This is a genomic window from Arthrobacter sp. ISL-95 (assembly GCF_018613695.1).
Taxonomy (GTDB): domain Bacteria; phylum Actinomycetota; class Actinomycetes; order Actinomycetales; family Micrococcaceae; genus Arthrobacter.
The window spans coordinates 74,744-87,694 of sequence record NZ_JAGGPR010000002.1 but is presented as its reverse complement, the minus strand read 5'-3'; the positions used below and the strand labels follow the sequence as shown (position 1 = coordinate 87,694).

Genomic DNA, 12,951 nt, shown 5'->3' with positions numbered 1-12,951 from the left:
GGGGCAATCTTCTTGTCATGTCCGCAACGCAGCGCTCAACGAAGAGCCATCCGAGAAAACCCGGCTCGCAGTCCGCACTGCGCCACCTGAATCAGCAGCGCATTATCGAGTGTCTATTGAGCGGGCCCTCCACGCAAGCAGAGCTCTCACGGCAGACCGGGCTTTCCACGGCAACGGTTTCCAACATCGTCAAAATCATGCAGGACGCCGGCTTGGTATCCACGGAGCCCACCACGAGCTCCGGACGCCGGGCGACCAACGTGCGGCTGAACAGCAACGGAGCGGTCGCCGTCGGAATCGACTTCGGACGCCGCCACCTGCGGGTAGTCCTTGCCTCGCTGGGCTATCACGTCATTGCCGAGGATTACATCGAATTGCCGCTGGGGCACCAGGCCGAGGAAGGCATTGCTGCCGCGGTCCTGCTGCTTGAAAAACTGCTCCAGGAGAATGGGATTGACCGTACTGCCGTGGTGGGAGCCGGTGCCGGCATTCCGGGCCCCATCGACCGCCGATCCGGCACCGTGGCCCAGGGCGCTATCTTGCCGGAATGGGTAGGCATCGACATCCTCCATCGGCTGGAGGAAGCACTGAACTGCCCCGTGTTCGTTGATAACGACGCAAACTTGGGCGCCCTCTCGGAGGTGACCTGGGGGCCCCACAGTGGGGTCTCAAACCTGATGTTCCTCAAGATCGGCTCGGGCATCGGCGCCGGCCTGATCCTCAATGGATTTCCCTACTACGGCAATGTTGGCATTACCGGGGAAATCGGCCACGCAACCATTCACGAGCACGGACTGGTGTGCCGCTGCGGAAACAGGGGTTGCCTCGAAACGATAGCCTCCACCACCACCATGATCGAGTTGCTAGGGCGCGGCCTGGAGGCGCAGTTGACGCCGCAGGACATCGTCCGAAACTGCCTCGCCGGTGACTCTGCCACCCAACGCGTAGTGGACGACGCCGGACTGGCGGTAGGCCGTGCGCTGGGCAACGTCTCCAACCTGATCAACCCGGAGGTCATTGTGGTGGGCGGTCCGCTGGCAGGCCTCGGCGACCTCCTTTTGGACCCCATCCGGAGGGGCCTGGTGCGCCACGCGGTACCTGTGGTGGGCGAGACGACGCACTTGGCGATGTCCTCCCTCGGGGCACGCGCAGAAGCGCTCGGAGCAGCAGCTTTGGTGTTCCAACACGCCGGTATTACCGGTAGGTAACGAAATCGTTAGCTGGATCATGCGTTCAAGTCTTGACGACAAGACGGGTGATCCAGTTTACTTTTTGATCAGACAGCCTCGCCATTGCGGGGCCGACAACGAAGTCATGCATTGGAGGCGTAAGGGCTGATGACATCCCTCGACACGCAAGGTGATCCCATCCTCTTGGAGATGCGCTCGATCACGAAGGAATTCCCAGGCGTGAAGGCCTTGTCGAATGTGAGCCTGCGCGTGATGGCCGGAGAAATCCACGCCATCTGCGGAGAAAACGGGGCAGGGAAATCAACCCTGATGAAGGTGCTGTCCGGCGTCTACCCCTACGGCAGCTACACGGGCGACATCGTGTACCAAGCCGCGACGCAGCAGTTCAAGGACATCCGCGCAAGCGAAGCGGCCGGCATTGTGATCATCCACCAGGAACTGGCATTGATCCCGGAACTGTCCATCATGGAGAACATCTTCCTGGGCAACGAACCCACCAAGTGGGGTGTGATCGACTGGGCAGAAGCGCGCAAGCGTTCCATGGAACTGCTGGCCCGCGTGGGCCTGAGGGAGGACCCGGACACCCCCATCAAGGAAATCGGTGTGGGCAAGCAGCAGCTGGTGGAGATCGCAAAGGCACTGAACAAGTCCGTTCGCCTGCTGATCCTGGACGAGCCCACCGCCGCGCTGAACGAGTCCGATTCCCAGCACCTCCTGGACCTGATCCTCGGCCTCAAAGGCAAGGGCATCACCTCGATCATCATTTCCCACAAGCTCAACGAGATCGAACAGATCGCCGACGAGATCACCATCATCCGCGACGGCAAGTCGATCGAAACGCTGAACGTCAAGCGGGATGGCGTGGACGAGGACCGCATCATCAAGGGGATGGTGGGCAGGACGCTCGAGTCCCGCTTCCCGGATCACGAACCAAAGATCGGTGAAGTCTTCTTCGAGGTCAAGGACTGGACGGTTGGACACCCCCAGATCCAAGACCGCCTGATCTGCAAAGGCTCCAACTTCTACGTCCGCCGGGGCGAAATTGTGGGCTTCGCCGGCCTCATGGGCGCCGGACGCACGGAACTTGCCCGGTCCCTGTTCGGCCACTCCTACGGACGCTTCATCAAGGGGCAGGTGTACAAGGACGGCAGGCCGGTCAACCTCCGCAGCGTCCGTCAAGCGATCGACGCCGGGCTCGGTTACGTCACAGAAGACCGCAAGTCGCTGGGCCTGAACCTGCTGGACGACATCAAGACCACCACGGTTGCTGCCGCTCTGGACAAGATCAGCAACTACACCGTGGTAGACGCCCGCAAGGAATTCTCCGTTGCCGAGGAGTACCGGAAATCCCTGCGCACCAAGACTCCGTCGGTTGAGGAAGGTGTTGCCAAGCTCTCCGGCGGCAACCAACAGAAGGTGGTGCTGGCCAAGTGGATGTTCACTGACCCGGACCTCCTGATCCTGGATGAACCCACCCGCGGTATCGATGTGGGTGCCAAATACGAGATCTACGGCATCATCCAGAGGCTCGCCAACCAAGGCAAGGGAGTGATTGTCATTTCCTCGGAACTTCCGGAGCTCCTGGGCCTGTCCGACCGCATCTACACCATTTTTGAGGGCGCCATCACCGGCGTCCTGGACAAGAACGAAGCAACCCAGGAAAGCCTCATGAAGCTCATGACTTCCGCCCGCAAGACAGCCTGACCGTTGGCCCAGCCTTACCCCTTCCTGACACAAGGACCAAAACAATGAACGCGCTCAAGAAGCTATTTGGTGGCAATACCCGCCAGTTCGGCATGATCTTCGCCCTGGTGGCACTTATCGTCTTCTTCCAGATCTTCACCGGGGGCCGCACGCTGACCCCAGGCAACGTGATCAACCTGTTCAACGGCAACTCCTACATCCTGATCCTGGCAATTGGCATGGTCCTGGTCATCATCGCCGGCCACATCGACCTCTCCGTAGGTTCCGTGGCAGCATTCGTGGGCGTATCAGTTGCCCTCGCCATGCGGGACTGGGGCTTGCCTTGGTGGGCAGGCGTGCTCTTCGGCCTGCTTCTGGGTGCGGTGATCGGCGCCTGGCAAGGACTTTGGACAGCGTATGTGGGCATCCCGGCCTTCATCGTGACCTTGGCCGGCATGCTCTTGTTCCGCGGCTTCAACCAGTTCGTGGGCAAGTCCAACACCATCCCGGTATCCAAGGACTTCCAGTTCATTGGTTCCGGATACCTGCCGGAGATCGGCCCGAACACCGGCTTCAACAACCTCACGCTGCTCATCGGCATTGTGGCTGCAGCACTGGTTGTGATCATGTCCCTGCGTGCCCGTGCCGCCGCGAAGGCCCTTGGCGCAGACGTTCCCGAGCTCTGGGTGGAAGTCACCAAGCTGGTCCTGATCTGCGGTGCCATCCTCTACGCAACGTACCTGTTCGCAACCGGCCGCCCCGGAACCTCCTTCCCCATCCCTGGCCTGATCCTCGCCGTGCTGGTCCTCATCTACGGATTCGTCGCTGACAAGACGGTCCTTGGCCGTCACGTATACGCGGTGGGTGGCAACCGCCACGCAGCCGAACTCTCCGGCGTCCAGTCCAAGAAGGTCAACTTCATGGTCATGATGAACATGTCCATCCTGGCCGGACTGGCCGGCATGATCTTCGTTGCCCGCTCCACGGCATCAGGACCGTTTGACGGCGTGGGCTGGGAACTGGATGCGATCGCAGCCGTCTTCATCGGTGGCGCTGCCGTTACCGGTGGCGTTGGTACCGTGATCGGCTCGATCGTAGGTGGCCTGGTGATGGCTGTCCTGAACAACGGTCTCCAGCTCCTGGGTGTCGGCGCCGACCTCACCCAGATCATCAAGGGCCTGGTGCTCCTGGCCGCGGTCGCTTTCGATGTCTACAACAAGTCCCAAGGCAAGAGGTCCATTACGGGCATGCTGATCAAGGGTTTCCAGCGGAATAACAACGAGATCAAGCCTGACGAAACCACAACAACCAAAGAGGTCATCTCCAAGGAGGCGTAATCCGCTTCCTGACAGACTCGCTCCACCCCACCCACACAGAAAGTGAACCAAGATATGCGAATGTTTGGTAAAGCAGGAAAGGCAGCAGCAGTCGCTGCCATCGCGGCACTGGCGCTGACAGCCTGCGGCCGCACTGACAGCGGCTCAAGCAGCAGCACAGCAGGCGGGGAAGCGTTCCCCAAGGACTCGCTGATCGGCGTCGCACTTCCGCAGAAGACCAGTGAAAACTGGGTTCTTGCGGAGAAGCTGTTCAACGACGGCCTCACCGGCGCCGGTTTCAAGGCCGACGTCCAGTTCGCCAACGGCGGCGTGTCCGAGCAGCAAAACCAGATCAGTGCCATGGTCACCAAGGGCGCCAAGGTCATCATTGTGGGAGCCATCGACGGCGCCCAGCTGGGTACGCAGCTCCAGCAGGCCAAGGAATCCGGCGCCACGATCATCGCTTATGACCGTCTGCTTCTCAACACCGAGAACGTGGACTACTACGTGGCCTACGACAACTTCAAGGTTGGCGAACTGCAGGGTCAGGCCCTGTTGGACGGCATGAAGGCCAAGAAGGCAACCGGACCGTACAACGTCGAGCTCTTTGCCGGTTCCCCGGATGATGCCAACGCGAAGGTCTTCTTTGACGGCGCCATGAGTGTCCTGAAGCCGAAGATCGATGACGGAACCCTTAAGGTCCTGTCCGGCCAGACCTCGTTCGAGCAAGCTGTAACCCAGGGCTGGAAGGCTGAAAATGCCCAGCGTCGCGCTGACACACTGCTCACCGGCAGCTACGGCACCGCTTCGCTGGATGGCGTTCTCTCCCCGAACGACACCCTGGCCCGTGCAGTCCTGACCTCCGTCAAGGCCGCCGGCAAGCCGCTTCCCATCGTGACCGGTCAGGACTCGGAAGTTGAGTCCGTGAAGTCGATCATCGCCGGCGAGCAGTACTCCACCATCAACAAGGACACCCGCAAGCTCGTTGAGCACGCCATCACCATGGTGAAGGACCTCCAGGCCGGCAAGCAGCTGGAGATCAACGACAAGGACTCCTACAAGAACGGTGTCAAGACCGTCCCCGCGTTCCTCCTGCCCCCGCAGATCGTTACGGCAGAAAACGTCAAGACGGCTTACGTCGACGATCCGGTACTCGGCCCGATCACCAAGTAACTGGTCACCAAAGCAAGACAGGCCCCGGTCCGCCATCAGGCGGGCCGGGGCTTCGCTTTGCCCTCGTTCAACCGCGCCGTTGCTACTTCCCCTCGCGGACCTTAATCACTCCGGGCCCCGAGAAGTTGAGCACGGCGTTCCGGACAGCGGCTGGCGATTTCAGCGTCTGGTATCCATAGACTTCCGAAGGTGACCACCCGACGTCGGACGTGAAGTTACGATTGGCCCAATCAGGCACCGGAGTCCCAGACTCAGCTGCGGCCGCGATCGCGGCAGCTTTCCGCTGCGCGAAGGAATCCTCGGCCACGGCGTTCATGTTGACGGACTCGCCGTTGAACCAGGATCCGGTGTCGCTGAACATGTTGCCGTTGTAGCTGCTCACGGTGATGGACTTATCCGCATCAGCGCCGTTGTAGTCGAAGGCGTTGTATTCGGAGAAGATCCTTGAGTCATACCCCGCTCCCAGGAAGTAGCTGGTTCCACCCTGCGCCTCGCTGATCATGGGGTAGTCCGGATCGTCGGTGCTCCCTACAAAGTAGTTGTTCAGGACGTGAACCTGACCGAATCGGACGCGGGGTCCGCGTTGCTGGGTGTTCTCGAACAGGTTCGAGATGAAGCTGACGCGCAGTTTCCCGCCGTCCTTGTCCACGTGTTCATCGCCGGAGCCCAGGAGGCTGGTCTTGTCATGGTCGCGGAGCTGACTGTTGGAGATGGTGACGAAGTCCGTACCGTCCTTCAAATCCAGGAGGCCGTCGTGCCGGATCACGGGTTCGTTTTTGAAGTCCTTGGGTGCTTCGCTGTCAGGGTAGCGTCCATCGGTCAGCAGGACGTGGTCAATCCAAAGGTGGTCCGACGTCACGGCAGACAGGCAGTCAAAGCGGGCGTTCCAAGCGCCGTCCCCGTCGTCCGGGGACCAGGTGGTGAACCAGTCCACCGGTGATTCGATGCTGAGGTTCCGGATGACCACGTTGCTCGCGACGTGCATGATCACGTTGGCGCCGACCAAGCCGGCAGCATCATCCAGCCCCAGCAGCGTGGTGTTGCTCGGCAGGTTTACCTCGATTTGCCGCTTCATGGCATTACTGCCCTGCTGGCGTAGCTGCCGCATCTGCTTGCAATAGGGAAAGGCTTGGTCGCTCCAGGTCTTCCCGTTGTCCAGGAAGCAGCTCATGTACTTCTGGATGTCATAGCCAGGTGCGTAGTCCTGTTCTCCCATGACCGTGCCATCGGCAGCCTCATTGCCGTTGATGGTCCCCCTAACGTAGATGATCTTCGGTGCCTTGGGGTCTCCGTTGTTCAACGTTGCCGCTTTCAGTTCGGCTAGCGTGCTGACCACGTGAATGTTTTCCGGCGGGGCGTCGGAACCACCGTTGGTCCCCGGCCCCACTGATGCCCAACCCGTGGGAGCGGAGTCGTGAACTGAGACTGTGGGCGAGCCGTGCAAATTGACGGAATCGGCCTGACCAGCAGAAGCTGTCGCCAGCGTAGCTGCAAGAGTGATGCCGACAATGGCGGATACTGCGGCGAAGCGAAATGGTTTGGTGCTTGGAATTTGTGATGGGGTGGACGTCATTGGCCTGTTTTCCGGCATGCCAAACAAAGCACATGCCTGGTAGGGATGGGCAATTCGACTAGCTTGGGAACCTTGCCTCAGCAGTGAGAAACCGTTTTCTCTGGGGCTTTCCTATTATGCCTGTGCAGCGCGCCACGCTGTCAAGGGTCGTTCGGAATACGTCCCTGTCGGTTTCCCGCAACCTTTCACAGCCCACGCATAGCTTCGGCTGGCTTCCTGCACAGCAGGACTCACGAGTCTTGGATCTGCAGCCCACGTCCAGTGGGCCAACAAACTTGCAGGTCAAGAGGAGAAACGTGAGCGTCCTTGCCCGAAGCGTAGGCAATGCCTTCCGCAACAAAATCAGAACGGCGGCTGTTGTTGCCGTCCTGGCCGTAGCCATCGGCCTGGCACTCGCCATGCTCGTGGCCAACCAGGCCGTGGGAGCCAAGGTCCAGGAGCTCAACGCGTCCGTCGGCACCACCCTGACAGTGAATCCGGCGGGCGGCCAGGGCTTCGAAGGTGGCGGCGAACCGCTGACGACGGCGGAGGCTGAGACTGCGGCATCGGTCGCCAACGTGACGTCGGTAGTGGGCACCAAGGCACTGCGTCTGCAGACAACCACCGATTCAACCACGGGTAGCACCCAGCAGGCCGGCCCCGGCGGTGGCTTCGGTCCGGGCGGTCAACAGGCAACGGTCAGTACCAACCTAACGGCCGCCGTCGACGCCGGTACGCTCGGCAACCGCAACAACACCAGCGGCACAACAGGCGCCACCGGAACAACCACCCAACCCGCACGCACCCTCCCGATCACGGCGACGGGCATTGGCGCCGAGGTGGACAGCACGGGGAAAGCACTGAACATCACCAGCGGCACCGGCTTGGGCGACTACACAGCATCGGAGGCGAAGGCCCTGGTGGGCACGTCGCTGGCTGAGAAGAACAATCTGGCCGTAGGTTCCACGTTCACCATCCAGGACAAGACTTATACCGTAGCGGGGATCTTCGACGCCGGAACGACCTTCGGCAACAATGCCGTCTACGTCACCCTCCCGGAAGCGCAAACGCTGGCCGAGACCCCGGATGAACTCTCCACCATGATCGTCACGGTCAACAGCATGGAGAACGTGGACAGCACCAAAACGGCCGTTCAGGACGCACTCGGCACGGAGAAGGCCGACGTCACCCAGGGCCAGCGCAACCTCGAAACCGCCGTCAGCTCACTGGACAGTGTCAAAAACATCTCGCTGATCGCTTTCATCGCAGCACTCGCCACTGCCGGAATCATCATCCTGCTCATCATGGTCATGTTGGTCCGCGAGCGCCGCCGCGAAATCGGCGTGCTGAAAGCCATTGGTGCCCGCAACCGCACCATCGGGCTGCAGTTCGTCCTCGAGTCTCTGGTCCTGGTGGCCCTTGGCAGTGTTGTGGGCGCAGTGATTGCTTCACTGGCCAGCGGGGGCATCGCCTCGGCCCTCATCAGTTCGAACACCACCACGACGGCGGCCACCACCTCCCAGCGGGGTGGAGGACTTTCCGGGGCGATGCCTAACGGCGCAGTCCCCGGTGGCGGGACCGGCGGTGGTTTTCCCGGCGGTGGCATGGGCGGTGGCCAAGGTGGCCCCTTCGGCGGCGCCTCACAGCTGCTGACTTCCGTCACAGCCAGTGTCTCCCCCGGCGTGCTCGCTGCCGGTATCGCGGCAGTGTTCGCGGTAGCCATCATCGGCGCGTTGGTACCGGCATTGCTGACCGCCCGCATCCGTCCCATCGAAGTCCTCCGAGGAGAATAACCATGATCGTAGTCAAGGACCTGGTCCGTCAGTTCAAGTCCGGTGACCGGACCATCAAGCCGGTCAACGGTGTCAGCTTCGAGCTGGAAAAGGGCTCGCTGGCATCCATTGTGGGCAAGAGCGGCAGCGGCAAAAGCACGCTGTTGTCCCTCCTGGGTGCGCTGGACAAGCCCACCTCCGGAGACGTCGTCGTGGATGGCGTCAGCCTGGCCGGGCTGCCGGACGGCAAACTGACAGAGTACCGTCGCCGGGACATCGGCTTCGTGTTCCAGCAGTTCAACCTGATCCCCAACCTCAGCGCAGTGGACAACGTCATGCTGCCCATGGAGTTCGCCGGTGTCCGCAAAGCAGCCCGGTTGCAGCGTGCCAAGGAGCTGTTGGAGCAGGTGCAGTTGGACCCGGAGAAGCACTCACGCCGCACCAACCGGCTGTCCGGTGGCGAGCAGCAACGTGTGGCGATCGCCCGGGCGCTGGCCAACGAGCCCAAGCTGATCCTCGCCGACGAGCCCACCGGCAACCTTGATGAGCACACGGGCGAGCACATCATCGAACTGTTGAGCTCACTGAGCCGCGATCACAACACCACCGTCCTGGTGGTTACGCACGACCGCAGCCTGGCGCAGAAAACCGAGCGCTGCTTCCGGCTTCAGCAGGGCAGGCTCACCGAGGAGGTCAGAACCGGATCGCGTCGATGACCTTGACGCGCACCGCCACGAGCGCAGGGATGGCTCCGGCGAGTGCGCCCACAAGGACTGCCGCGCCGAAGCCCATCAGCGCGGCGTCGATGGGGAAGGCCGGGTATTCGGTGAGTCCCGGCGCTACCCTGGATTCAATCCACGGGTGCTTCACCACTGCGACTGCCAGCATGACTCCCGCCAGGCCGGCAACCGCGGTGGCCACCACGGATTCCATCATGACGCCCACAAAAATCCGTCCGGAGGTTGCGCCGAAGCTTCGCCGGATGCCTATTTCGCGGACCCGGTAGCGCACGGTGACCATGGAGATATTGAGCATCCCCACGGCCCCGAGCAGGAGCACAAGACCGGCTACTCCTCCCACCACCAGCTGAACGGGCGCCAAGGGATCTCCGTACGCTGCATAGTCCATGCGGCTCGCTTGGGCGTAGTAGCCAGGGAATTGTCCCTGGAGATCGGCGGTGATTGCTGCTGTAAGGGCGCCGGCCTGTTCCTCCCCCACCCACATCTTGAACTCCGACATTTGAGGTTTGATGCCGGTCATGGCCGCGCCCTCGGTAAGGATGAACGCGGAAGGCGGCATGTTCGGGTAGGAATCAGGCACGACGCCGATCATCACCGCCGTAGCCGGCTGGTCGCCCGGGATGCTCACCGTGGGATGGGTGGTCAGGTTGGGCCTGCCCGCCTGGTTGTAGAAGGCTTCGGAGACGACGACGGCGGGTGCGAGCCTTTTGCCGTCGTCGGCAGCAAACCAGCTACCTTGTTGAAGCGGAACCCGGTGGATGATGCCATAGCCCACATCCACGATGGTCACGTTCACCGTTGTCACACCGCGGGGAAACTGGAACCCCGCCTGGGTCTGGCTGGCGTGCGTGGAGGTTGTGATGCCGTAGCGCTGTTGAATGCCTTGGTAGGCCTTCTCAAGTTTCACCGGATCAGGCATGGCTGGCCCGCTGACGTTCAAGGACAGCGTGGCGACGCGGCCACCATTTCGTTCGGACTGAACTTTCATGCCTTCGCGTGCCAAACTGCCCACGCCCACCACCGAGGTCAACGCCGCAACGGACAAGGCAACACCAAGGAGTGCTAAGAGAATACGGACCTTGTTGATGCGGAGTTCCTGCCACGCTTCTACCAGGGTGGAAATGAAGCCGGTCATGCGCTCACTCCTGCAGTTTCTGCCACAGGCAGCGGGCTGAGCACACCGGAATCCAAACGGTAGCAAGCCCGGGCGAGGGCTGCCACGTTGGTGTCGTGCGTGATGGTCACCAATGCCGCAGCCGTTTCGGTAGCCACGGTGTCCAGCAGGGCCATCACGGACTGCCCGGTTTCCACGTCCAATGCTCCGGTTGGTTCGTCGGCCAGGATCAACCTGGGCCTGCGCACCAAGGCGCGGGCAATGGCCACGCGCTGCTGCTCGCCACCGGAGAGCATGTTGGGCAGGGTGTTGGCGCGTGCGGCGAGGCCAACGCGGTCCAGCATGTCCATGGCAATCTCGCGGCGCCTCCAGAACTCCTTGCCTTTGGCGTAGAACAGCGGCGTAATGACGTTGTCCAAGGCACTGCGGCCGGGCAACAGGTTGAATTGTTGGAACACGAAGCCCACGGTGGAGCCCCTCAAACGGGCACGGGCGTTGTTGCCCAGACGATCCGCGGGCTGGCCAAGGAACTCCAGCTCCCCGGACGTGGGAATGTCCAGAAGGCCCAGCAGGTTGAGCAGGGTTGATTTGCCGCAACCGGACCGGCCAACAATGGACGTGTGGTCTCCGCTGCGCACCTCCAGATCGATGCCACGGAGGATATTCAGCTGTTGATCATCGGGCAGCCGGACGGATCGGGTGACCGACCTCAGACTGACGAGCGTTTCTTTGCCTGTTTCGTCCATGCCCTTAGCCCATCGGACCGTAGACGGCCTGGCCCGGACCCATCATGGGATCCTGAACAGCCGGTGCCCCGGGAACGAATTCGAGGACCTGCTCGCCCTCGCTCAACCCGGAGGTCACTTCCACTACGGAACCGTCGTTGAGTCCCAGCTGGACAGTGCGCTGCTCGGGGGCGGCACCCGTTCCGCCCGGGCCCGCGATCCACACGATCCCGTCCTTCACGCTGCCCTTCACTGACGTCAGGGGAACAGTCACTACGTCAGGTGCAACTCCGGCGCTCACTGTCATGGTGGCGCCAAGTCCGGCAAAGACCTGCTGACCGGAGGGAATCGGGCAGCTCAACGTTCCGGTAGGAGTGCCGCCTTCTTCCGGCTGGCCGTTTCCGCCGGGACCAGCAACCGCTGCGCCCACGCCCATTCCGGCACCTCCACCTGTGGCGGCCAGCCCGCCCGAGGCCGCACCGCCGTCGTCGGACGCGTTGTTCTTGAGCGTCACATCGGCGCACTGGAACGGCGCCGGACCACCCACCAAAGCAATGTCGGCCGGACCGGGCTTCCCCAGCAAGCGATACTGTTGGGCCGCCGTCACGGAACCGGCCACTGTGTACGTACCGGGATCGATCTTGCCCACGGACTCGCCCACCGTGACCTGCTGGTCAACGAGTGTTGTGAGCTGCTGCAAGGTTCCGGCCCTCGGAGCGAGGATATCGAAGTAGTCGTACACGGGCTTCGGAACCGTTTGCGGACCATCCTGTGACGGCTCCGGGGTTGTGACCGCGCGCTCGGCTTTGACCTGGAAAAGGGCGTCGCCTTTAGCTACGGTCGCGCCTTGCTCAACGAAAACCTGCACTACTTTTCCGGCTGACGTGCTGCGGACGGCCTCGGCGGGGTCGCTCTGGACGGTGCCCTTGATTTCCACAGTGTTGGTGACGGTAGCCCGAGTGGCCGGGACCACCGGAATATCCACCTGCGCCAAGGGTGCTGGCCCGGCAGCAGCCGATTCCAGACCATCCACAAAAGCGATTTTGACTAAGGCCACCGCAATAATCGCGAAAACCAACAACCAGGCAACCGGCAAAATGACGCGCCGAAAAGTACCCATCCCTGCTCCATTTCGGTAACTCCCCACAGAACCTCTGCGAGGGATGATTGCCTAAGCCTAGGCGAGGAATTTCGGTACGCCGAGCATTCCTATGACTTGACAGAATGCTTAGTGTGTCGGGGTATTAGAGCGAGCCGGGAGAAATCAGGGCAAGCACGGCACACAGGACAATCACTACGGCTGGCACGACGCACAGAACAATCAGTGGCATGAAATCCGTGGTTCTGCGCCCTTTGTTCCGCTGTAGTTGGGTGATGGCAATGGTCGGCAGAAGAAACGGCAGATAAACCAAGGCGAAGAGGATAGTGGCGTTGAGAAGATCGCCTTCGTAGCAACCAGAGCCGTATGTTCCCATGGTGCATTCCATACGGGTTGGATAAAGCCCAAGGCAAAACCGAGCAGCGCTGCCACCGGCAGAGAAAGCACTGACCCCACCACGCCGAGCACAATTGACGCAACTCGCGGGCCTGCTGAAGGCTTCTTAATATTCGTTTCCACATTCCCCCAATAACTGCATTTCCCAGCAGACGCTACCACTTTGTGCCAGCGCACCCGTTCCCGCCCAG

11 protein-coding genes are annotated in these 12,951 nt (G+C 61.6%); 6 read left to right on the top strand and 5 right to left on the bottom strand.

Annotated features, from left to right (window positions below):
- Window positions 1-17: 17 nt before the first annotated feature.
- The 4 genes from J7I86_RS01510 (at window position 18) to J7I86_RS01495 (ending at window position 5,362) form a co-directional block, all read left to right on the top strand.
- Complete coding sequence (locus J7I86_RS01510; protein WP_214815027.1) at window positions 18-1,208, top strand: ROK family transcriptional regulator; 1,191 nt, start codon at window positions 18-20, stop codon at window positions 1,206-1,208.
- 129 nt (window positions 1,209-1,337) lie between these two features.
- Complete coding sequence (gene mmsA, locus J7I86_RS01505; protein ID WP_214815026.1) at window positions 1,338-2,894, top strand: multiple monosaccharide ABC transporter ATP-binding protein; 1,557 nt, start codon at window positions 1,338-1,340, stop codon at window positions 2,892-2,894.
- Between the two features lie 44 nt (window positions 2,895-2,938).
- Window positions 2,939-4,210 carry a multiple monosaccharide ABC transporter permease gene (mmsB, locus tag J7I86_RS01500; protein WP_214815025.1) on the top strand — a complete coding sequence of 424 codons (1,272 nt, stop codon included), beginning with the start codon at window positions 2,939-2,941 and terminating at the stop codon, window positions 4,208-4,210.
- Between the two features lie 54 nt (window positions 4,211-4,264).
- Entirely contained in the window at window positions 4,265-5,362 is a 1,098-nt protein-coding gene (locus J7I86_RS01495) for a sugar-binding protein (protein ID WP_214815024.1), read from the top strand.
- Between the two features lie 82 nt (window positions 5,363-5,444).
- Here the strand turns inward: J7I86_RS01495 and J7I86_RS01490 are convergent, their stop codons facing one another.
- Window positions 5,445-6,935, bottom strand: a complete 1,491-nt coding sequence (locus J7I86_RS01490) for a polysaccharide lyase family 1 protein (protein ID WP_214815023.1) — start codon at window positions 6,933-6,935, stop codon at window positions 5,445-5,447.
- A gap of 296 nt (window positions 6,936-7,231) precedes the next feature.
- On the opposite strand from J7I86_RS01490, the gene J7I86_RS01485 reads away from it, so the two are divergent.
- Together J7I86_RS01485 and J7I86_RS01480 are read left to right on the top strand one after the other, a co-directional pair.
- Window positions 7,232-8,707, top strand: coding sequence for an FtsX-like permease family protein (locus J7I86_RS01485; protein ID WP_214815022.1), 1,476 nt, complete (start codon window positions 7,232-7,234; stop codon window positions 8,705-8,707).
- A gap of 2 nt (window positions 8,708-8,709) precedes the next feature.
- Window positions 8,710-9,402: an ABC transporter ATP-binding protein gene (locus tag J7I86_RS01480; RefSeq protein ID WP_214815021.1), complete on the top strand. Its 693-nt coding sequence runs from the start codon at window positions 8,710-8,712 to the stop codon at window positions 9,400-9,402.
- Here the strand turns inward: J7I86_RS01480 and J7I86_RS01475 are convergent.
- From J7I86_RS01475 to J7I86_RS01460, 4 genes are all read right to left on the bottom strand, one after another.
- Window positions 9,380-10,561 (bottom strand): ABC transporter permease, encoded by a 1,182-nt coding sequence (locus tag J7I86_RS01475; protein ID WP_214815020.1) that lies wholly within the window; start codon window positions 10,559-10,561, stop codon window positions 9,380-9,382. The two genes, J7I86_RS01480 and J7I86_RS01475, sit on opposite strands and share 23 nt — an antisense overlap.
- Complete coding sequence (locus J7I86_RS01470; RefSeq protein ID WP_214815019.1) at window positions 10,558-11,286, bottom strand: ABC transporter ATP-binding protein; 729 nt, start codon at window positions 11,284-11,286, stop codon at window positions 10,558-10,560. The genes J7I86_RS01475 and J7I86_RS01470 overlap by 4 nt, the downstream gene beginning before the upstream one ends.
- A 4-nt stretch (window positions 11,287-11,290) precedes the next feature.
- Window positions 11,291-12,385, bottom strand: a complete 1,095-nt coding sequence (locus tag J7I86_RS01465; RefSeq protein ID WP_214815018.1) for an efflux RND transporter periplasmic adaptor subunit — start codon at window positions 12,383-12,385, stop codon at window positions 11,291-11,293.
- Window positions 12,386-12,509: 124 nt separating this feature from the next.
- Entirely contained in the window at window positions 12,510-12,740 is a 231-nt protein-coding gene (locus J7I86_RS01460; protein WP_214815017.1) for a hypothetical protein, read from the bottom strand.
- Between the last annotated feature and the right edge of the window lie 211 nt (window positions 12,741-12,951).